Genomic DNA, 18,440 nt, shown 5'->3' with positions numbered 1-18,440 from the left:
ACGATGACCACGAGAACACTTCTGCGCAATGGTCACGTGATCTCGATGGACCCCGCCATCGGTGATCTGCCCCAGGGGGACGTCCTCGTCGAGGACGGCAGGATCGCGGCCGTCGAGCCCGAGATCGGCGCCGACGCCGAAGTCCTGGACATGAGCGGCCACATCGTGATCCCCGGTTTCGTCGACACCCACCGCCACACCTGGGAGGCGCCGATCCGCGGCGTCGCACCCGACGCCACCCTCGACGACTACTTCGTCGACATCCTCGACACCTTCGCACCCCTGTACACCCCGGAGGACGTCTACGCGGCCAACCTCGCGGGCGCGCTGGAATGCCTCAACGCCGGTATCACCACCCTCGTCGACTGGTCGCACATCAACAACACCCCGGACCACCCGGACGCCGCGATCCAGGGCCTGAAGGAGTCCGGCATCCGCGCGCAGTACGCGTACGGCAGCGCCAACACCTCCCTCGCCGACTACTGGTTCGAGAGCAAGATCGCGATACCGGCCGAGGACGTCCGGCGGATCCGCACGACGCACTTCGCGTCCGACGACGGCCTGCTGACCATGGGCCTCGCCACCCGCGGACCCGGCTTCTGCGTAGGCGACGTCGTCGCGGCCGAGTGGGCCCTCGCCCGCGAACTCGGCATCCCGATCACCGTGCACGTGGCCATGGGGCGGCTGGCCGGCCGCTTCGGCATGGTCAAGCAGCTCCACGGCATGGGCCTCCTCGGCCCGGACACCACCTACGTCCACTGCTGCTACCTCAGCGAGGAGGAGTGGCGGATGGTCGCCGACAGCGGCGGCACGGTGTCCGTCGCACCGCAGGTGGAGCTCCAGATGGGACACGGCTGGCCGCCCGTGATGCAGGCGATCGAACACGGGCAGCGGCCGTCGCTCAGCATCGACGTCGTCACCACCGTGCCCGGCGACATGTTCACCCAGATCCGCGCGGCCTTCGGCGCCGAACGCGCCCGCGTCAACGCCGACTGCTGGCAGGCCAACCTGCCCGTTCCCGGCAATATGCTGACAGCACGTCAGATGCTGGAGATCGCCACCGTCAACGGCGCCCATGTCGCGGGTCTGGAGGACCGCACCGGCTCCCTGACCCCCGGCAAGCGCGCCGACATCGTCGCGATCGACGCCACCGCGCTGAACGTCGCGCCCGTGCACGACGCGGCGGCCGCGGTGACCCTGTGCGCGGACGTGTCCAACGTGGACACCGTCCTCGTCGACGGTGTGATCCACAAGCGCGACGGCAAGCTGCTCGCCGACGCCGGGCGTGCCCTGCGGCTCGTCTCCGAGGCCCGTGACCGGCTCCTCGCGGTGAAGGAGACGAAGACGCCGAAGGGGGAGAAGGCCCCGGCATGACGCAGCATCTGGTCCGCCGCGCGGCCGAGCTGCCGGAGCCGCCGTACGACGCCCTGGGCCACCGGCGGCGGACGCTGGTCGGCGAGGACGACGGCAGTGTGCACACCGGGTTCGGCCTGTGCGAACTGCGCCCGGACGGCCGTGTGCCGGCCCACGTGCACTCGTACGAGGAGAGCTTCCACGTCCTCGACGGGGCCGTGGTCCTCGACGTGCCCGAGGGCTCGTACCTGCTGGAAGAAGGTGACTACGGCCTGCTGCCGATCGGCGTCCCGCACGCCTGGCGCGGTGCCGGGGACACCGGCGGCCGCTGGGCGGACATGCTCGCCCCCGTGCCGCGGGCCCGTTACGGGTACGACACGCAGACCGTGCCGGACCTGCCCGTCCGCGACCCCGTCCGGGTCGACGTCCGCGACCCGCGCACCCGCTCCTTCGGTCACTTCGAGCCCGCCCAGATGGACCCCGGCAAGCAGTCCCAGGACCTGCTGGCCGTCACGGCGAGCATGCGCACCGCGCTGCTGGTCTACAGCGGCATCACCGTGAAGATGATGGTCGACAGCGACCTGGGCGCGGTCGGCTCGACGATGTTCATGGTGCAGTACGCCTCCGACGGCGTGATCGGCGCCCACGACCACCCGTTCGAGGAGACGTATCTGATCCTGGAGGGCGTCGCCGAGACCACCCTCGACGGTGAGCGGTACCGGCTGGAGCCAGGGGACCTCGCGTGGGCGGGCACCGGCTGCGTGCATGGGTTCGTCAATGCCGGGCAGGGGCCCCTGCGGTGGCTGGAGACACAGGCGCCGCAGCCACCGTCGCGGCACTCGTACCGGTTCACCAGGGACTGGGATTATCTGCGCCAGACGCTTCGGGAGGGCTCATGAGCAGTGTCCTTGTCGTCGGCGGCACGTCGGGCATCGGCCTCGCGTTCGCCCGGGCCCGCGCCGAGCAGGGCGACGAAGTGGTCCTCACCGGCCGCGACGCTCACCGCGCCGACCTGATCGCCAAGGAGTTCGGCGCCCGGGGTATCGCCCTCGACCTGGGGCGGCCGCTGGAGATCGCGGCGGCGCTGGCCGGCGTGGGACGCGTCGACCATCTGGTGCTCGCGGGGGTCTCCCGGGACGACAACAAGGTGAGCGAGTACGACATCGACGCCGCCCTGCGGCTGGTCACCCTCAAACTCGTCGGTTACACCGAGGTCGTGCACACGCTGCGGACCCGGCTGCACGACGACAGCGCCATCGTCCTTTTCGGCGGACAGGCCAAGGAACGCCCCTACCCGGGGGCGACGACCGTGGCGACGGTCAACGCGGGCGTGCGGGGCCTGATGAACTCCCTCGCGGTCGAGCTCGCTCCCGTCCGGGTCAACGCGGTGCACCCCGGCGTCGTCGGCGACAGCCCGTACTGGCAGGCCAAGCCGGAGAAGGTACTCGACGTACTGCGCACCGAGACGCCCACCGGGCGGCTGGCCTCCCTGGCGGACGTGGTGGACGCGGTCGACTTCCTGCTGCGCAACCGGTCGGTCAACGCGGTGGAACTGCCGGTGGACGGAGGGTGGTTGCTCGGCTGACAGGCGGTTCGGTCACCCGGCCCGGCGCATGGCGTCCTCGGCCACGTCCTTGTCCACCGCCGCCCGCACCAGCGCGGCGGCGAGGACGGCCGGGTCGGTCCGCCCGGCCAGTTCGGTGAGACGGCCCGGGTCCTTCGGCAGCTTCAGCCGCTCGGCGCCCTGGAGGGCCTTGGCGTCGAGGTAGGGGGCGGCCTCCGGCCACACGCCCTGCACCTCGCGCAGGAAGATGTCGGCTCCGGCCGGGCCGATCCCGGGGAATTCCTGGAGCAGGTGGCGCAGCTCGGACACCTTGCCGTCCGCCTCCCGGCGCAGTCGCCGCAGATCGCCGCCCCACCGTTCGTTCAACAGCTCGGCGGCCTCACCGAGCTGGGTTGCGGTGCGCTCGTCGTAGCGCCGGTAGCCGCCCCGGCCGAGCGCGTCCACCCGCTCCTGCCAGTCGGCCTCAGCCATGCGGCGCGGGTCGCGCAGGCCCGCCTCGTGCAGGGCACGGGCGGTGGCCAGCGCGATCGAGCCGCGGATGCGGGCGCTGAGGAGATGGGCCAGCACCAGCAGCCGGTACAGCGGCTGCGGGGTGTCCTTCAGCGGGATGCCCGCCTCGTCCGCGTACGTCCGGCCGTGCGCGTCGAGGAGTTCGCGCACGACGCGCTCCTGCCGGTCCACGACCACTACCCCTTGAGGGGATCGTGGCCGACCGTCATCAGGCGGCGCCGGCGGCGCGTGTCCTCGGGCGTCACCTCGGGCAGCGGCTCGTCCTCCAGGTCCACCTGCGAGGTGACCCTGTCCACGACGTTCCGCATCACCCGCAGGTCGTCCTCGGTCAGGTCGGTGCGCCGCTTCTGCAGGATCGCCAGGACGTGCTGCCCGGTCTCCGTGCCCGCCTGGTCGGGCAGCGGCTCCGCGTCCTCGTCGGCGTCCCGCATCCGCAGCCAGGCCGCGAGCTCCTGCGAGGTCATGTTCACCACGCGGTGGAAGTCCTCCCACAGCGCGTCGAGTTCAAGGGCGTCGGTCATCACATGCCCCTTCCGTACGTACGTGCGCGCGCTGCGTACGTGCGCGCGCCGGTCAGCCCTCGCGGGGGAAGTTCTCGGCGTCGAACATCCAGCGCTGCTTCTCCAGCTCGGCGGTGATGCTGATCAGCAGATCCTGTGTGACCAGGTCGGCCTTCTCGGTCGCGTCGATGCGCTCGCGCAGCCGGCCGATGGCGTCCTGGAGGGACTCCACCATCACCTGCACGGCATCCGAGTCGCGCACCCAGCCCTCCTTGGGGGCGGGCAGCGTGAAGGCCTTGGCGATCGTCTCGGGACGGCCGTCCGGCGGGACACCGAGCGCCGCGGACCGCTCCGCCACCGTGTCGGCGAAGTTCCGCGCGGACGAGACCACCTCGTCGAGCTGGAGGTGGATCGACCGGAACCGCGGTCCGACGATGTTCCAGTGCGCCTGTTTGCCGATCAGCGAGAGCCCGAGCAGATCCACCAGGGTGTCCTGGAGTGCCTCGCACGAGACCCGGCGGGCTTCGTCGGGCAGTGTGCTCCGCACAGCCGTCATAGGGCGTTTCTCCTTCTCTCGTCGTTCCTCGTGGTCCGGAGCAGTGCGTCGCGCTCCTGCTCGCAGGTTCCGCCCCACACGCCCGCGGCCTGGCCGCTGCTCAGCGCGAAGCTCAAGCACTGGTCGATCACCGGGCAGCGCCCACAGATCCGCTTCGCGGCGTCTACGTCCCGCAGGGCCGGACCCGCCGTGCCCACGGGGAAGAACAATTCGGGGTCCTCGTCCACACAGGCGGCGCTCCGCAACCACTCCATGAACGCGCGGGTGCCCAGGGCCCACTGGGGCAAACCCGATGCGGAAGCACGCAGGCCGGTTGTTCCGACCTGCGGTAACGCCCTCCGATGGCACTCCTGTCCCCGGAATCTTCACAGGGGGCGACCGAGGGTCTATAGTCCAAAACTAGCAGTGCTAATTAAGCGGTGTGAGGAGTCCACTCGTGCGTCCCGTCCACTTCGCGGCCGCCCGCCGCACGCCCATCGGCAAGCTGCGGGGTTCCCTTTCCTCCGTGCGGCCCGACGACCTCGCCGCGACCGTCGTCCGCGCCCTGGTCGGCGACGTGCCCGCCCTCGACCCGGCCCGGATCGACGATGTCTACTGGGGTGCCGCCAACCAGGCCGGCGAGGACAACCGCAACGTCGCCCGCATGGCCGCGTTGCTCGCCGGTCTCCCCGAGTCCGTGCCCGGCGCCACCGTCAACCGCCTCTGCGCCTCCGGCCTGGAGGCCGTGACCACGGCGGCCCGCACCATCGCCGCCGGCGAGGCAGACATCGTGATCGCGGGCGGCTCCGAGTCGATGAGCCGCGCCCCCTTCGTCCTTCCCCGCCCCGACGAGGCCCTGCCGCACCGTATCGAGACCGCCGACACCCGCCTCGGCTGGCGCCTGGTCAACCCGGCGATGCGGGACCTGCACGGCCTGCTCGCCATGGGCGAGACGGCGGAGGAGGTCGCCGCGCGCTACGGCATCTCCCGTGAACGCCAGGACGACTTCGCCCTGCGCAGCCACCAGCGCGCCGCCCTCGCCCGCAGATGCGGCCACTTCGACGACGAACTCCTGCCCGTGGAACGCCCCGACGGGGTGGTCGTCGACACCGACGAGTGCGTCCGCGAGGACACCTCGTACGAGAAGCTGTCCCGGCTGAAGCCGGTCTTCCGGGACGGCGGCACGGTCACCGCGGGGAACGCCTCCCCGATGAACGACGGCGCCGCCGGCCTCCTCCTGGTCAGCGAGGACGCCCTGCGCGAGCTGGGCCTGGAGTCCCTGGGTCGCTACGTCGCCGGAGCCTCGGCAGGCGTCCACCCCGACGTCATGGGCATCGGCCCGGTCCCCGCCACCCGCAAGGTGCTGACCCGGGCCGGCTGGAACATCGGCGACCTGGAGGAGGCCGAGTTCAACGAGGCCTTCGCGGCCCAGGCCCTGGCCTGCGTGGACCAGCTCGGCATCGACCCCGACCTGGTCAACCCGAGCGGCGGAGCCATCGCCCTCGGCCACCCGCTGGGCTGCTCGGGCGCCCGCATCCTGACGACGCTGCTCCACCGGATGCGGCGAACCGGAGCGGGCCGGGGCCTGGCGACGATGTGTGTCGGGGTGGGGCAGGGGAGCGCGCTGCTGGTCGAGCGGGCGTAGCCGCCCCTCGGGCAGCGACGCGGGGTCAGCCGCCGAGCGCGGTCGGGCCGAGGCCGGCCGGCAGCCGGCGCACGGCCAGCGCCACGGCTTCCCGAGCCGTGCCGAACAGGCCCAGGTCCGGAGTGATGAAGCCCCGGCCCACTCCGAACATGCCGTCACTGCCCGCCGTCAGGCACGGCCCCATGAAGGTCAGGCCCGGCCGGGTGGTGGTCGAGAAGCGCAGCGCCCAGTGGCTCGTGAACGGATACAGGGCGCGCAGGGCGGGCTCGGCGTACGCCGCCTCGATCAGGGCCTGATATGCCTCCTGCCAGTCGTACTCCAGTTCACTCGCCTCCTGGAGCATGCCCTGCCACTCGGATTCCGTCAGGCGCGCGGGATCGTTGCCGGGCACCTCGAACCGGCCGGTCAGATGCACGAAGGACGCCGCCCGGCGGATGTCTTCGAGGGCCGCCCCGTGGTGCCACGCCCGGGCCGCCCTGGCCACCTCCGCCAGGTCGTCCGTCCTGCCGTCGATGAGCGGCATGCCCTGGAACCGAACCTCGCCCCGGACCGACCACCGCCGTTCGTGCGACCACGCGCTGATCCGCAGCGGCTCGCGGTACAGGAGGGTGCCGGCCACCGTCGCGTGGAGCAGCGGAGCGGAATCCGGAGAGGTGACGGGGACGGCGTCCAGGCGGCCTCCCGCTACCGCCCGGAGCGCCGTGGCGAGACTGCCGCAGGCCGCGGCGTCGGGATACAGAACCGCGGGATCAGGAGGGGTGGACACGGCCGCCGATTATGCCCGACCGGCGAGACGGCTCTGCGAGGCCCGGTTCGTTGCACATAGCATCAGTGCTCGCATGAACACGATGACGCTCTGGTCCATCACCGGCTGGGAGTTCGCCGCGCTCGCCTGCGCGGCCCTGCTCGTCGGCTTCTCGAAGACCGCCGTGAGCGGGGCCAACACGGTCAGCCTCGCCATCTTCGCCGCGGTGCTGCCCGCCCGTGCCTCCACCGGGGTGCTGCTGCCGATCCTGATCGCCGGGGACCTGCTCGCCGTCGCCACCTACCGGCGGCACGCCCACTGGCCCACGCTGTGGCGGCTGTTCCCGGCGGTCGCCGCGGGCGTCGTCGTCGGCACGGTGTTCCTGATGTGGGCGGACGACGCGATCGTACGGACCTCGATCGGCGCGATCCTGCTGCTGATGGCCGGGGTGACGGTCTGGCGCAGGCGTACGGCGGACGCGGAACAGGAGCCGGAGTCGGTCACGACCCCGGCGGGCCGCATCAAAGCCCGCTCCTACGGCGTGCTCGGCGGCTTCACCACCATGGTCGCCAACGCGGGCGGCCCGGTGATGTCGATGTACCTGCTGTCCGCGGGCTTCCGCAAACTCGGCTTCCTCGGCACGTCGGCCTTCTTCTTCCTGATCGTCAACGTCTCCAAGCTGCCCTTCAGCGCCGGTCTCGGCCTGATCGACGGCCGCTCCCTGCTCCTCGACCTGGCGCTCGTGGTGTTCGTCGTTCCCGGCGCGTTCTTCGGCAAGTGGGCGGTGAACAAGATCAACCAGCGGTTGTTCGAACAGCTGGTCATCGCGGCGACGGTCGTGGGGGGCCTGCAGCTACTGCTGCGCTGAACGCCGCAGCAGGGCGGGAAGGTCCGCGAAGGAGTCGATCATGTGGTCGGGCGTGCCGTCGGCGGCCCGGAGGTCCTCCGGCTGGAACTTGCCGGTCCGGACGAGGACCCCGGTGATCCCGGCCCGCTGCGCCCCGAGCACGTCGGACTCGATGTCGTCCCCGACCATCAGGGCCTCGCCCGCACCCGCGCCCAGCCGGGCGAGCGCCGCCTCGAAGAATGCTCGGGCCGGTTTGCCGGTGATCTCGGCCTCCACCCGGGCGGCCTGCTCCAGTCCGGCCAGGAACGCCCCCGAGTCCAGGCGCAGCCTCTCGGCCGTACGCCAGTACAGGTTGCGGTGCATCGCCACCAGCCGGGCTCCACGCTGGAGATGCCCGAAGGCCCGGTCCAGCGCCGTGTAGTCGAACTCCGGACCGGCGCCGCCGACCAGCACGACATCCGGCACGTCATCTGGCGCGGTATCCGGCACGGTGGAGGAGTCCGCCGCGCCGACGACGGTCACACCCTCGAGGTCCTCTGCGATGTCGCCACTGTTCAGCAGCGCGCACCGGGCAGCCGGACAGTGCTCGGCGAGGTAGGAGGCGGTGGCGGCGGGGGCGGTCAGGATGTCCTCGGCGGACACCGGGAACCCCGCCTCCGCGAGCGTCCCGGCGATCGACGCCCGCGTCCGGGACGTCGTGTTGGTGACCAGCAGCACGGCGAGCCCGGACTCCCGGATCTCCCGCAACGCCTCCACGGCTCCCGGCAGGGGACGCCACGAGACGGTCAGCACCCCGTCGATGTCGACGAGCACGGCACGCACGGACTCCATGTCTGGACGATAACCACGGTGAGCCGTGTCCGCCGGTCGGTACCCGGGGCCCGGGCGGCAGCCGCCCGCCACGCCGTGCTGATCATGCCGTACTGGTCGCCAGGGCCCTTTCCGGCCTGCCCGGCAGGCCGTGGCTCAGGTCCTCCACCAGCAGCCGCTTCGCGATCGCGTCGACCGCGACGCGCAGGTCGCTGTCCGACGGACGGCCGATGTCCTGCCCCAGCCGGTCCTCCAGCCAGGAAGCCCAGGCCCTGCTGATGACCGCGGCCTCCCGGGCGCCGGCCTCCGTGTGGGAGAGGAGGGAGCCGTCGCGGGTCAGGAACCCCTCGTCGACCATCCGATCGAAGACCGGCAGCAGCACCTCGGGCGGCATCCGGCGCCGCGCGGCGATCAGCCCGAGACTGGCATGACCGACCATCCGCGTGAACAGCTCGACCTGCATCACCGCCCAGGCCCCCGCCACATCGAGCCGGGTGTCCGACTCCAGGATGATCCGGCGCGCGGTGTCCAGGTCCGTACTGCCGATGATCTTTCCGACGGCGGCCTCCAGCACCCGCCGCGAGTCCGCGCCGCTCGGCGAGGCGAAACCCTCGCCCATGTCGGTCGATCCCGTCCGCGCGGTGTCGCGCAGCCGGACCTGCTTGAGGAACAGGGCGACGAGGAAGCCCAGCGCGGCGACCGGCACCGTCCACAGGAACACGGTCTGGAGGGTGTCGGCGTAGGCGTCGATGATCGGGCCGGCCGTGGCCGGGGGCAGTCCGTGCACGCCGTCCGGGCTGGTCGCCGCCCTGGCGACGGTGCCCGGTTCCACGCCGCCGGTCTGCGCCGCCCGCGCCACCCCCTCGCGGAGGTTGGGCGCCAGCGCGTTGGTGTAGATCGTGCCGAAGACGGCCGTGCCGAAGGAACTGCCGAGCGTGCGGAAGAACGTCACCCCGGAGGTCGCCGTGCCCAGGTCGGCGTAGTCGACGGTGTTCTGCACCGCGATCGTCAGCACCTGCATGCACAGGCCGATGCCGGTGCCCATGACGAACATGTACAGCGACTCGAGCCACGCGCCGGTGTCCGGCCCCATGAGGGACATGAGGAACAGTCCGACGCCCATCACCAGCGCGCCGACGATCGGGAACACCCGATACCGCCCGGTCCTGCTGACGACGCTGCCGCTGAAGACCGACGCGATGAGCAGCCCGGCCACCATCGGCAGCGTCCGCACGCCGGACACCGTGGCCGAGTCGCCGTCGACGTACTGGAGATACGTCGGCAGGTACGTCAGCGCGCCGAGCATCGCGAAGCCGACGATGAAGCTGAGCACCGAGCAGACGGTGAACACCGGGTTGGCGAACAGCCGCATGGGCAGCATCGGTTCGCGCGCCCGGGTCTCCATCCAGCAGAACAGGCCGAGCGCGAGCACCCCGCCCACGAAGAGCCCGATGATCAGGCCCGATCCCCAGGCGTACTCGTTGCCGCCCCAGCTCGTCGCCAGGATCAGCGCACTGGCACCGACCGCGACGAGCGCGATGCCCAGGTAGTCGATGACCGGCCGGGAGACCGACTTCACGACCGGAATGGTCCGTGCCGCCGCCAGGACGACGACGATCGCGATGGGCACGTTGACGTAGAACGCCCACCGCCACGTCAGATGATCGGTGAACAGCCCGCCGAGCAGCGGCCCGATGACCGTGGACACGCCGAACACCGCGCCGATCGCACCCTGATACTTGCCACGCTCGCGCAGCGGAATGACGTCGGCGATCAGCGCCATGGACGTGACCATCAGCCCGCCCGCGCCGATGCCCTGCATCGCCCGCCAGGCGATCAGCAGCGACATGTTGGTGGCCAGACCGCACAGGAACGAGCCCGTGATGAACACGATCGCCGAGACCTGGAAGACCACCTTGCGGCCGAACAGATCGCCGAACTTGCCGACCAGCACGGTCGCGACGGTCTCCGCCAGGAGGTACGAGGTGACCACCCACGACATGTGATCCGCCCCGCCCAGGTCCGAGACGATGGTCGGCAAAGCGGTGCCGACGATGGTCTGGTCGAGGGCCGCGAGCAGCATCCCCAGCATGATCGTCACGAAGACGACGTTGCGGCGACGGGTGTCCAGCACCGGGGGCTGGGAGGCGGGCAGTGCGGCTTCCTGCACGACGGTCACGACGTCACCTTCACACCTGGGGGCTACGTGCGCATGCCAGAACGTCCGCACGGGTGCCCGGTGATGTGCACCGCAGTCGTGTCAGTCGCGGGGGTGCCGGCGCAGCAGATACGTTTCCATGATCCAGCCCTTGCGCTCGCGGGCCTCGGCGCGCAGCCGCTCGGTCCGAGGCCCGGCCTCGGCGATCGGACCGGAGACGAGGATCTCGTCCGGCGTACCGAGGTAGGCGCCCCAGTACATCTCGGTGTCGTCGTCCGCGTACCGCCGGAAGGCCTGGTGCGCGTCGAGCATCACCACCACGCCGTCCGCGCCCTCCGGGAAGCCCTCCGCGAGCCGCCGGCCGGTGGTGATCTGCACGGGCCGGGCGACCCGGTTGAGGCCCGTCCGGTGCCGGGCGGCGAGCGCCGAGACGCTGCTGATGCCCGGCACCACGTCGTACTCGAACGCCACGCCCCCGCTCCAGCACCTCATCCAGGATCCCCAGCGTGCTGTCGTACAGCGCCGGGTCGCCCCACACCAGGAACGCGCCCGTCTCCTGCGCGCCGAGCACCTCACCGATCAGCCGCTGTTAGACCGCGGCGCGGGCGCTGCGCCACTCCTCGACGGCGGGGGAGTAGGCCGCGCCGCCGGCGGCCCGGTTCCGCTCCGGGGCCGGGGCCTTGCGCGGGGCTGCCCTGCTCAGCGGCCTGGGGTGGTTTTGCGCGGGGCTGCCCTGGTGAGCGGCCTGGGCCGCGCGGGGCCGTCCTGTCCGGCGCCTCGGTGTGGTCTTGCGCCGCGACCTCCTTGCCCGGCGCCCCGGGGTCGCCCCACACGGGGCCCGCTCGCATGCGCACCCGGCACGCTCGCACTCCGCGCCCAGCCCCTGTCAGCGCCCCGCGTCCATGCCCCGCAGGCGAGGCGCCCGAGCCCCGGCGTCCACCGGGTTGCCCTCCCGCGCCACCTCCTCGGCCAGTTCCCGTGCCCAGGTGGCGACGCTGCCGATGTCGATCCCGTGCGGCGTCGCCTCCCCGGAGGCGGATGCCCACTCCTCGGCCGCGCCCGCACCGCGCCGCAGCAGGCGCGCCCCGCCCGTGAGGTTGCCGCGGGCGGTGTGGGTCAGGCCGACCGCGAGCTGGGCGAGGCCGCGCCACAGTTCTCGTTCCGTGTCGGGGCCCGACTTCCAGGCGTCCTCGAAGACCTCGTGCGCGTGGAACGGTTTCCCCTCGTCCAGCAGTCGCTGCGCCTCGGCGACGGTCTCCTGCGGGGTGCGGACGACGCCCTCGGGCTGTCGCGGCACGCCCGGCGCGTCGTACGGCAGGGGCCGTCCGAGCCCGTCCCGGGGCCGGGCATTACGCGCCCGCCCCTCGCTGTCACGGTCCCGGGCGCCGCCGGGCGGATCCGCAGCCGTGCTCCCCGTGTTTCCCCTGCTCCCGGCGGTTTCCGGGTTTGCTGTGTTCTGCGAGCTTCCCCTGCTGTCTGTACTGCTCATACGGCGATTGTGCCCCGCCGGGGGCCGACTTTCGGCGTGGCCGGGGGTGTGGGGTAAAGTGCTGTTCGCGCGATCACGCGGTTCACCGCGGTGGGCGCGCACCGGGACGTGGCGCAGCTTGGTAGCGCACTTGACTGGGGGTCAAGGGGTCGCAGGTTCAAATCCTGTCGTCCCGACGGTGCGAAGGGTTCCGCAGGCCGATGCCTGCGGGACCTTTTTCGTTGTGTGGCCTCCTTGCCCCGCCGCACGCCCTTGACCTCTAGTGCGCTCCAAGCTGAAGACTCCCTTTCGTGCCCCGAGATCCGGGGCGCCAACGGAGGGAGCAACAGCCATGCGCTACCGCACGATCGGCACGGACCCGCGCACCCGCCGCGAGGTGAGCGTGCTCGCACTCGGCGCGATGCTGTTCGGTTCGGTGACGGACGAGAAGACGTCCTTCGCCGTCCTCGACCGGTACGTCGAAGCCGGTGGGAACTTCATCGACACGTCCGACAACTACGCCTTCTGGGTCGACGGCGGCCAGGGCGGCCAGAGCGAGGAACTCCTCGGCCGCTGGCGGCGCAGCCGCGGCATCGGCGACGAGATCGTCATCGCGACCAAGCTCGGCGCCCGCCCCCTGGCCCCCGGTACCAGCTACGTCGACAACCCCGAGGGTCTGTCGGCGAAGGTGATCCGCGAGTCCGCCGAACGCAGTCGCGAGCGGCTCGGTACGGCGAAGCTGGACCTGCTGTACGCCCACATCGAGGACCACGAGGTCCCGCTCCAGGAAACAGTCGAGGGCTTCGCCGCCCTGGTCGCCGAGGGCACCGTAGGACTGCTCGGCGTGAGCAACCACGCCGCCTGGCGGGTGGAACGGGCCCGCGCCCTCGCAGCCGCGGCCGGACTGCCCGGCTACGAAGTGCTCCAGTATGCGCACAGTCACCTGCGCCCCCGCACCGACGTACCCGAGGCCCTCTTCCCGGACGGCAGCCTCGGCCACGCCGGCCCCGACCTGCTGAGCTACCTGCGGGCCGAGCCCCGACTGACCCTGGTCGCCTACTCACCCCTGCTGAAGGGCGCCTACACCCACCCGGACCGGCTGCCCGCGGACTTCGACCACCCCGGCACCCCGGCCAGGCTGGCGGCACTGCGGGAGGTGGCCCGGGAGACCGGCGCGACCGTCAACCAGGTCGTGCTGGCCTGGCAGATCGGCGGCGACCTGCCGATCGTCCCGCTGGCCGGCGTCTCCTCGGTGGCCCAGTTGGAGGAGAACCTCGCCGCGGTGGACCTGGAACTGACCGCCGAGCAGCGGGCCAGGCTGGACGCGGCGCACTGAGCTCGTGGGACCGTGGAGGGAACCGGACATCCGGACCTCCGGAAGGAGCACCGGCCATGACCACCCACCCGGCCCACCCCGCCGCCCGGTCGATCAGGACCACCCCTGAAGGCCTCCTGTGGGAGCCCAGCGAGCGCTGGGTGCGCGGCCGCAAGGGCGACATCACCGTCGTCGACAGCCGGCACCCGGTCCTCGTCTGGGAACCCCACCTGCCCGTGCCGCAGTACGCCTTCCCGCACGACGACGTCCGCACCGACCTCCTCCGCCCGGCACAGAACCCGCCCACCGGCAAGCACACCGGCTCCCGGATCTTCTACGACCTCGACGCCGACGGCGAGGTGCGCGCGAACGCGGCCTGGACGTTCCCCGCGGACGACCTGGCCGGCCACATCGCCTTCGAGTGGTTCCTGCGCACCGACACGGGCCTCGACCACTGGTACGAGGAAGAGGAAGAGATCTTCGTCCACCCCCGTGACCCGCACAAACGCGTAGACGCGCTGCCGAGCAGCCGCCATGTCCGGGTCGAGATCGAGGGCCAGGTCGTCGCGGACACCCACGCCCCCGTCCTGCTCTTCGAGACCTCCCTGCCGACTCGCTACTACTTCCCCCGCGAGGACGTCCGCCTGGACCTGTTCGACGCCACCGACCACAGCACCGGATGCCCCTACAAGGGCACCGCCGAGTACTGGTCCTGGCGCCGCGAGGGCGATGTGCCGCCCAACATCGTCTGGAGCTACCCCGAGCCACTCCCGGCCGTGGCGCCGATCCAGGGACGCGTCGCCTTCTTCAACGAGGCCGTCGACATCACGCTGGACGGCGAGCGCCTGGAGCGCCCGGACACGCCGTTCAGCGGGATGCTGCGGAAGGCAAGCCGCTCCCGGAACCGCCCGTGAAGCTGTCGAGCAGGGCGTCGAACCCGGCAGCGAGGCCCTCCGGGCCGCCCCGCTCGGCGAGCGCCGCCGCGGTCTCCCGCAGCGTCGGCAATTCCTTGGCGGACAGCCGGTGCAGCCCGAGCCGGAAGGCCGGATCGGTCTCGTCCGGGTTGTCGACCATGGGGCGCAGCTCCACGGACACATAGCCGAGCAGCCAGGCGGTGAAGGCGCGGAACACAGCGGAGACGGTGGCCTCGTCGAACCCGGCCTGCCGCAGCAGCGCGAGCACCCGCTCGTGATCCCGCAGCACCGCGGCGGGCCGCCGGGCCAGCGGGACGGCCAGCAGACGCGTGGCCAGCAGCGGCACGGCCTGGGGGTGCGCGAGGCACACGTCGTAGGTCGCCCGGGCGATGCGGTGCAGTCCGGCCCGCCAGTCGGCGTCCTCGCCGGCGTCCGCGGCCAGCTGCTCCTCCAGCTCCAGGTACAGGGCCTCGACGAGCCCGTCGAGCAGCGCGTCCTTGCTCGACGCGTACCGGTAGAGCGCCATGGCCTCCACGCCGAGCTCGGCACCCAGGCGGCGCATGCTCAGTGCCGACAGGCCTTCGCGATCCACCAGTTCCAGGGCGGTGACCAGCACCTGCTCCCGGCTCAGCCGGCCGTAGCGGCCCCGGTCGCTGGCGCGGCGGGCCTCGCCCGGCCCAGGGCCGTTCGCCATGCTGCCTCCTCGGTGTGCGAAAGACGGAGCCGACTCCGCTACGACGTACACATACACGATGGGGGCCGAGTCGCACCTCAGCCGCGCTGCCCCGATGATGAAAAGAGGTGATATGGGCATCTTTGCGGGCATCTGGCTGGAGGGAGTGCCGGATGACGTTCACCGAGGAGCTGAGAGGCCTCCTGCCCCTACGCCCCGCCGCCCTCCTGACGCGTCCCGCCGACGTTCTCGCGGCACGCAGGCTCGCGGACTCCCTCAGCGCCCAGGGTGTCCGGCATGGTGACCCCGGCAGACCGCGGCGGACCTTCTCCGACCTCCTCGTGTTCCGGATCGACGGCGACGATGCGCCGGCCGCCATGGTCAAGCACCCCCGCAGCGCACGCGCGACCGCGTCGCTGGCGCACGAGTGCGACGCCGTACGCCGACTGGCCGGGGACGAACGGCTCGGCTCGTGGCGGCGGTTGCTGCCCCTGGTGGAGGAGCGCCGCCTGGAGGGGCCGCTGCCCCTGGTGGTGGAGACCTGTCTGCCCGGCGTGGAGGCCGATGCGCTGCTGCGGCGTTCCCCGGAGCTGGCCCGCCGGGTCGCCGAGTCCGCACTCACGACGATCCGTGAGCTGCACCTCGCCACGGGACGGACGGAGGAGGTGACGCCCCACGTCGCCGACTGGGTGGAGCCCCGGCTGGCGGTCCTGGCCGAGGAGGTCCGCTGGTGCCGCCGGGGCGAGGGCGCGCGGGCCCTGCCGGCGGTGCGTGAGCAGGTGGAGCGCGCCCTGGCCGGGCGCCGGCTGCTGGTGGCCTGGACGCACGGTGACTTCCACCCGGGAAACGTGCTGCTGACGGAGGGCCGGGGGCCCCTGTCGGGGGTGATCGACTGGGCGGGCGCCGTCCCCGACGGCCCGGCTCTGCTCGACTGCCACACCTTCGTGCTGACCATGCGGCACCAGCTCGCCGGACGGGAGTTCGGCGCAGTCGTCGCCGACGTGGTGCGGCGTGCCTCTCTCCGGCCCGAGGACAGGCGGCTGCTCGCCGAGGGGAGGGCTCTGGCTCCCGGCCCGGAGGCGGAGACCGCGCTCACGTTGCTGGCCTGGCTGTGGCACGTCGCGGGGAATCTCGAGAAGTCGGCCCGGTACGGGCGCAGCCACCGGTGGGTCGCCGACAACGTCGTCTCCGTCCTCGGTGAGGTACTGGCGCACAACAGCCCGCAGAGTCCACGCTCCCGCTGGAGAACGCCGTGAACACACCCGCTGAACTCCTGATCGACACCGCCGCAGGTCCCGCACACGTCACGAGCCCGGCTCCCCGCGCCTCCTGGTGGGAACTGGCCGCGCAGGACGCGGACACCAGCGTCACACAGACGCCGACGTGGCTCGACTGCCTGTGCGAGACGGGGCCGTACCGGGATGCCAGCCGCCTCTACGCGTTCGGCGAGGGCGTCCGGATCGTGCTGCCGCTCGTCAGCAGGGGACGGCGTCCACGACTGCTGGACGTGGAGGAGTCCTGGCCGGCCGGCTGGGGGACCGGAGGCCCGGTGGTCCCAGGAGGAGCCGGCCCCGAGCATGCGCGGGCGGTTTTCGAGGACCTGGGGCGCCGGCCGGCCCTGCGGGTCGGCGTGCGCTTCCGGCCGCAGGACGCCGAGACGTGGCAGCGGGCCGCTCCTGGGAACTTCCGGCTGGAGCCCCACCTGACCCAGGTGCTGGATCTGGACGGTGGTTTCGGCGCCGTGTGGCAGCACCGTTTCCACGGCCGGGCCCGGCGTGACATCAAACGCGCCGAGAAGGCGCACGTCGAGGTCGAGGTGGACCGCACCGGCCGGCTCGTCCCGGTCTTCGAGCGGCTGTACGACCAGTCCATCGAGCGCTGGGCCAGGAAGCAGCACGAGCCGCTGGCTCTGGCCCGGTGGCGCCAGCGTCGGGAGTTCCCCATGGGGCGACTGGCCACCGTGGCCGCCCGATTCGGCGAGTCCTGTGCGATCTGGGTGGCCTGGCGTGACGGGGAGCCCGCCGCCTCCATCGTCGTCCTGCGGCACGGCCCGTACGCCAAGTACTGGCGGTCGGCCATGAACCGGGACCTGGCCCATCGGACCTGGGCCGTCCCTCTGCTGACCCGGCTGGCCATCGAGGAGGCGTGCGAGACAGGCTGCCAGGTCTACGACATGGGCGAGTCCGCCCCGGGCTCCTCCCTGGAGCACTTCAAGGCGGGCTTCGGAGCGGTGGGCCGCCCGTCCCCCCGTTACGCGCGGGAACGGCTGCCCGTCTCCGCTGTGGAGCACGGGCTGCGTAAGGCCGTCAAACGCGTCATCCGGTTCCAGGACGCCTGACGGACCGGTCAGTCGCTGTCCTTCCAGATGTCCAGGGGCTTCGCCTGGGCGCTGTGGCCGAGCGGGTCGAGGTCGTAGGCGTCCAGGATCGTGCGCAACAGCCCGTACAGGTTGTTGGGCTGATCATGGTCGCCCGGCTTCACCTGCTCGCCCACGACGACGGTCGGGATGTGGTTGTCCTCGTCCTCGCCGCCCTCGTCCTCGTCCCACGTGACCACCAGCAGGCTGTTGTGGGACATCGCCCACTCCGCGTAGTCCCCGAGGTTCTCCCGGAGCCAGGCGTCGCCCTGCTTGATGCTCCCGTCGTGCATGTCGTTGTCCAGGTTGGGGACGACGAAGGAGACCTCCGGCAGGTCCGAGAAGTCCTTCGGGAAGTCCGTCCAAGGGCGGTTGACGGAGTCCGGCAGGTTGGTGAAGTTCACCCACGGCGCGTGCCGGCGTACGTAGGGGCCACTGGTGCAGCCCTCGAAGCCGACGCTCGGCAGGCTCTCGGCGTAGCCGGTGAACGCCAGGTCGTCCTGTATCAGCTGGGAGGCGAGGTTGCGGGACGAGAAGTCGTTCGGGCAGTCGTTGTCGACGCCCTGCGTGGAACCCGAGAACAAGGCCAGATAGTTCGGCTGGCTCGGATAGGTGATGGCGAAGAACTGGGTGAGGTTGGCGCCCTTGCGTGCCAGTTCGTTGAGGAACGGGGCCTCGGGTGAGCCGATGATGTCCTCATAACCCCGGTTCTCCTCGACGACCACCACGATGTGGTCCGGCCGGGGGACGCCGTCGCCCTCCTGCGAGGAGCCGCAGCCCGCGACCGGCAGGAGCATCCCCAAGGCGGCGGACGCGGCGACGAGCGACTTCCGCATGCGGTCCCCCGGGCGGGACGGCGTCATCAGTCGTGCTGTCACTGCTTTCCCCTGACGGTCGGTCCATCCGCGCTGCCGGTCGCAGCAAAGGGCAGTAACGTAATTTTTAGCACTTATGGCGCATATTGGTCGGCATGGATCGCTGGTGTGTGCCGATGAAGGGAGCGCCGCACACGGCGCTCCCGGCCTGGTCGTCGCACCCGCCGTGCGG

General features: G+C 71.6%; 19 protein-coding genes, 1 tRNA gene and 1 pseudogene. 10 read left to right on the top strand and 11 right to left on the bottom strand.

Annotated features, from left to right (window positions below; translation table 11 throughout):
• Positions 1-3 precede the first annotated feature (3 nt).
• Genes ACIBL4_RS02540 through ACIBL4_RS02530 form a run of 3 tightly spaced genes read left to right on the top strand, consistent with a single transcriptional unit; the run spans position 4 to position 2,938 of the window.
• Positions 4-1,374, top strand: a complete 1,371-nt coding sequence (locus tag ACIBL4_RS02540; RefSeq protein WP_399405722.1) for an amidohydrolase family protein — start codon at positions 4-6, stop codon at positions 1,372-1,374.
• A complete protein-coding gene (locus ACIBL4_RS02535; RefSeq protein ID WP_399405720.1) occupies positions 1,371-2,252 on the top strand; it encodes a cupin domain-containing protein in 882 nt (293 codons plus the stop codon). Before ACIBL4_RS02540 ends, ACIBL4_RS02535 begins: the two co-directional genes overlap by 4 nt.
• Positions 2,249-2,938, top strand: coding sequence for an SDR family oxidoreductase (locus ACIBL4_RS02530; protein WP_399405718.1), 690 nt, complete (start codon positions 2,249-2,251; stop codon positions 2,936-2,938). The genes ACIBL4_RS02535 and ACIBL4_RS02530 overlap by 4 nt, the downstream gene beginning before the upstream one ends.
• Positions 2,939-2,950: 12 nt before the next feature.
• On the opposite strand, the gene ACIBL4_RS02525 is transcribed toward ACIBL4_RS02530, so the two are convergent.
• Genes ACIBL4_RS02525 through ACIBL4_RS02510 form a run of 4 tightly spaced genes read right to left on the bottom strand, consistent with a single transcriptional unit; the run spans position 2,951 to position 4,737 of the window.
• Positions 2,951-3,598: an endonuclease gene (locus tag ACIBL4_RS02525; RefSeq protein WP_399405716.1), complete on the bottom strand. Its 648-nt coding sequence runs from the start codon at positions 3,596-3,598 to the stop codon at positions 2,951-2,953.
• Between the two features lie 5 nt (positions 3,599-3,603).
• On the bottom strand, positions 3,604-3,948 hold the full coding sequence (locus ACIBL4_RS02520) for a DUF3140 domain-containing protein (RefSeq protein ID WP_399405714.1): 345 nt from the start codon (positions 3,946-3,948) through the stop codon (positions 3,604-3,606).
• Positions 3,949-4,000: 52 nt separating this feature from the next.
• Positions 4,001-4,483: a DNA starvation/stationary phase protection protein gene (locus ACIBL4_RS02515; RefSeq protein WP_356922785.1), complete on the bottom strand. Its 483-nt coding sequence runs from the start codon at positions 4,481-4,483 to the stop codon at positions 4,001-4,003.
• The gene (locus ACIBL4_RS02510; RefSeq protein WP_399405712.1) at positions 4,480-4,737 is read right to left on the bottom strand and encodes a WhiB family transcriptional regulator; all 258 of its coding nucleotides are present in this window, start codon (positions 4,735-4,737) and stop codon (positions 4,480-4,482) included. Before ACIBL4_RS02510 ends, ACIBL4_RS02515 begins: the two co-directional genes overlap by 4 nt.
• 182 nt (positions 4,738-4,919) lie before the next feature.
• Here ACIBL4_RS02510 and ACIBL4_RS02505 point away from each other — a divergent pair, with 182 nt between their 5' ends.
• Positions 4,920-6,107: a thiolase family protein gene (locus tag ACIBL4_RS02505; RefSeq protein WP_399405710.1), complete on the top strand. Its 1,188-nt coding sequence runs from the start codon at positions 4,920-4,922 to the stop codon at positions 6,105-6,107.
• A 25-nt stretch (positions 6,108-6,132) separates the two neighbouring features.
• Here the strand turns inward: ACIBL4_RS02505 and ACIBL4_RS02500 are convergent, their stop codons facing one another.
• Complete coding sequence (locus ACIBL4_RS02500; protein ID WP_399405708.1) at positions 6,133-6,873, bottom strand: DUF6193 family natural product biosynthesis protein; 741 nt, start codon at positions 6,871-6,873, stop codon at positions 6,133-6,135.
• A 73-nt stretch (positions 6,874-6,946) separates the two neighbouring features.
• Here ACIBL4_RS02500 and ACIBL4_RS02495 point away from each other — a divergent pair, with 73 nt between their 5' ends.
• A complete protein-coding gene (locus ACIBL4_RS02495; RefSeq protein WP_399405706.1) occupies positions 6,947-7,720 on the top strand; it encodes a sulfite exporter TauE/SafE family protein in 774 nt (257 codons plus the stop codon).
• Here the strand turns inward: ACIBL4_RS02495 and ACIBL4_RS02490 are convergent.
• The 4 genes and pseudogenes from ACIBL4_RS02490 to ACIBL4_RS02475 all read right to left on the bottom strand — a co-directional run bounded on the left by ACIBL4_RS02490 (position 7,706) and on the right by ACIBL4_RS02475 (position 12,156).
• On the bottom strand, positions 7,706-8,530 hold the full coding sequence (locus ACIBL4_RS02490) for an HAD-IIA family hydrolase (protein WP_399405704.1): 825 nt from the start codon (positions 8,528-8,530) through the stop codon (positions 7,706-7,708). The genes ACIBL4_RS02495 and ACIBL4_RS02490 overlap by 15 nt on opposite strands.
• 82 nt (positions 8,531-8,612) lie before the next feature.
• Positions 8,613-10,688: an MDR family MFS transporter gene (locus ACIBL4_RS02485; protein ID WP_399405702.1), complete on the bottom strand. Its 2,076-nt coding sequence runs from the start codon at positions 10,686-10,688 to the stop codon at positions 8,613-8,615.
• A gap of 81 nt (positions 10,689-10,769) precedes the next feature.
• Positions 10,770-11,349: pseudogene (cobF, locus tag ACIBL4_RS02480) on the bottom strand (precorrin-6A synthase (deacetylating)); the annotation flags it as partial.
• A gap of 204 nt (positions 11,350-11,553) precedes the next feature.
• Complete coding sequence (locus tag ACIBL4_RS02475; protein WP_399405700.1) at positions 11,554-12,156, bottom strand: DUF309 domain-containing protein; 603 nt, start codon at positions 12,154-12,156, stop codon at positions 11,554-11,556.
• Between the two features lie 102 nt (positions 12,157-12,258).
• Between ACIBL4_RS02475 and ACIBL4_RS02470 the strand changes: the two genes are divergently transcribed.
• The 3 genes from ACIBL4_RS02470 to ACIBL4_RS02460 all read left to right on the top strand — a co-directional run bounded on the left by ACIBL4_RS02470 (position 12,259) and on the right by ACIBL4_RS02460 (position 14,364).
• A tRNA-Pro gene (locus ACIBL4_RS02470) sits at positions 12,259-12,332 on the top strand.
• A 155-nt stretch (positions 12,333-12,487) separates the two neighbouring features.
• Entirely contained in the window at positions 12,488-13,471 is a 984-nt protein-coding gene (locus tag ACIBL4_RS02465) for an aldo/keto reductase (protein ID WP_399405698.1), read from the top strand.
• Positions 13,472-13,527: 56 nt separating this feature from the next.
• Positions 13,528-14,364 carry a DUF427 domain-containing protein gene (locus ACIBL4_RS02460; RefSeq protein WP_399405696.1) on the top strand — a complete coding sequence of 279 codons (837 nt, stop codon included), beginning with the start codon at positions 13,528-13,530 and terminating at the stop codon, positions 14,362-14,364.
• Here the strand turns inward: ACIBL4_RS02460 and ACIBL4_RS02455 are convergent.
• The gene (locus ACIBL4_RS02455; RefSeq protein ID WP_399405694.1) at positions 14,318-15,058 is read right to left on the bottom strand and encodes a TetR/AcrR family transcriptional regulator; all 741 of its coding nucleotides are present in this window, start codon (positions 15,056-15,058) and stop codon (positions 14,318-14,320) included. The two genes, ACIBL4_RS02460 and ACIBL4_RS02455, sit on opposite strands and share 47 nt — an antisense overlap.
• A gap of 152 nt (positions 15,059-15,210) precedes the next feature.
• Here ACIBL4_RS02455 and ACIBL4_RS02450 point away from each other — a divergent pair, with 152 nt between their 5' ends.
• Together ACIBL4_RS02450 and ACIBL4_RS02445 are read left to right on the top strand one after the other, a co-directional pair.
• Entirely contained in the window at positions 15,211-16,293 is a 1,083-nt protein-coding gene (locus ACIBL4_RS02450; protein ID WP_399405692.1) for a phosphotransferase family protein, read from the top strand.
• Positions 16,290-17,375 (top strand): GNAT family N-acetyltransferase, encoded by a 1,086-nt coding sequence (locus ACIBL4_RS02445; RefSeq protein WP_399405690.1) that lies wholly within the window; start codon positions 16,290-16,292, stop codon positions 17,373-17,375. The genes ACIBL4_RS02450 and ACIBL4_RS02445 overlap by 4 nt, the downstream gene beginning before the upstream one ends.
• A gap of 8 nt (positions 17,376-17,383) precedes the next feature.
• Here the strand turns inward: ACIBL4_RS02445 and ACIBL4_RS02440 are convergent, their stop codons facing one another.
• Positions 17,384-18,271 (bottom strand): alkaline phosphatase family protein, encoded by an 888-nt coding sequence (locus ACIBL4_RS02440; RefSeq protein ID WP_399405688.1) that lies wholly within the window; start codon positions 18,269-18,271, stop codon positions 17,384-17,386.
• Between the last annotated feature and the right edge of the window lie 169 nt (positions 18,272-18,440).

The sequence above is a fragment of the Streptomyces sp. NPDC050416 genome, from assembly GCF_044458845.1.
In the GTDB taxonomy this organism is placed as follows: domain Bacteria; phylum Actinomycetota; class Actinomycetes; order Streptomycetales; family Streptomycetaceae; genus Streptomyces.
Note: the sequence above shows the minus strand (reverse complement) of the source record. Positions and strands in the feature narration are given on the sequence as shown.

Coding starts and splice junctions, on each gene's coding strand:
- ACIBL4_RS02540 (WP_399405722.1), top strand. CDS start 4: ATGACCACGAGAACACTTCTGCGCAATGGTCACGTGATCTCGATGGAC.
- ACIBL4_RS02535 (WP_399405720.1), top strand. CDS start 1,371: ATGACGCAGCATCTGGTCCGCCGCGCGGCCGAGCTGCCGGAGCCGCCG.
- ACIBL4_RS02530 (WP_399405718.1), top strand. CDS start 2,249: ATGAGCAGTGTCCTTGTCGTCGGCGGCACGTCGGGCATCGGCCTCGCG.
- ACIBL4_RS02520 (WP_399405714.1), bottom strand. CDS start 3,948: ATGACCGACGCCCTTGAACTCGACGCGCTGTGGGAGGACTTCCACCGC.
- ACIBL4_RS02515 (WP_356922785.1), bottom strand. CDS start 4,483: ATGACGGCTGTGCGGAGCACACTGCCCGACGAAGCCCGCCGGGTCTCG.
- ACIBL4_RS02510 (WP_399405712.1), bottom strand. CDS start 4,737: ATGGAGTGGTTGCGGAGCGCCGCCTGTGTGGACGAGGACCCCGAATTG.
- ACIBL4_RS02495 (WP_399405706.1), top strand. CDS start 6,947: ATGAACACGATGACGCTCTGGTCCATCACCGGCTGGGAGTTCGCCGCG.
- ACIBL4_RS02490 (WP_399405704.1), bottom strand. CDS start 8,530: ATGGAGTCCGTGCGTGCCGTGCTCGTCGACATCGACGGGGTGCTGACC.
- ACIBL4_RS02475 (WP_399405700.1), bottom strand. CDS start 12,156: ATGAGCAGTACAGACAGCAGGGGAAGCTCGCAGAACACAGCAAACCCG.
- ACIBL4_RS02465 (WP_399405698.1), top strand. CDS start 12,488: ATGCGCTACCGCACGATCGGCACGGACCCGCGCACCCGCCGCGAGGTG.
- ACIBL4_RS02460 (WP_399405696.1), top strand. CDS start 13,528: ATGACCACCCACCCGGCCCACCCCGCCGCCCGGTCGATCAGGACCACC.
- ACIBL4_RS02455 (WP_399405694.1), bottom strand. CDS start 15,058: ATGGCGAACGGCCCTGGGCCGGGCGAGGCCCGCCGCGCCAGCGACCGG.
- ACIBL4_RS02450 (WP_399405692.1), top strand. CDS start 15,211: ATGACGTTCACCGAGGAGCTGAGAGGCCTCCTGCCCCTACGCCCCGCC.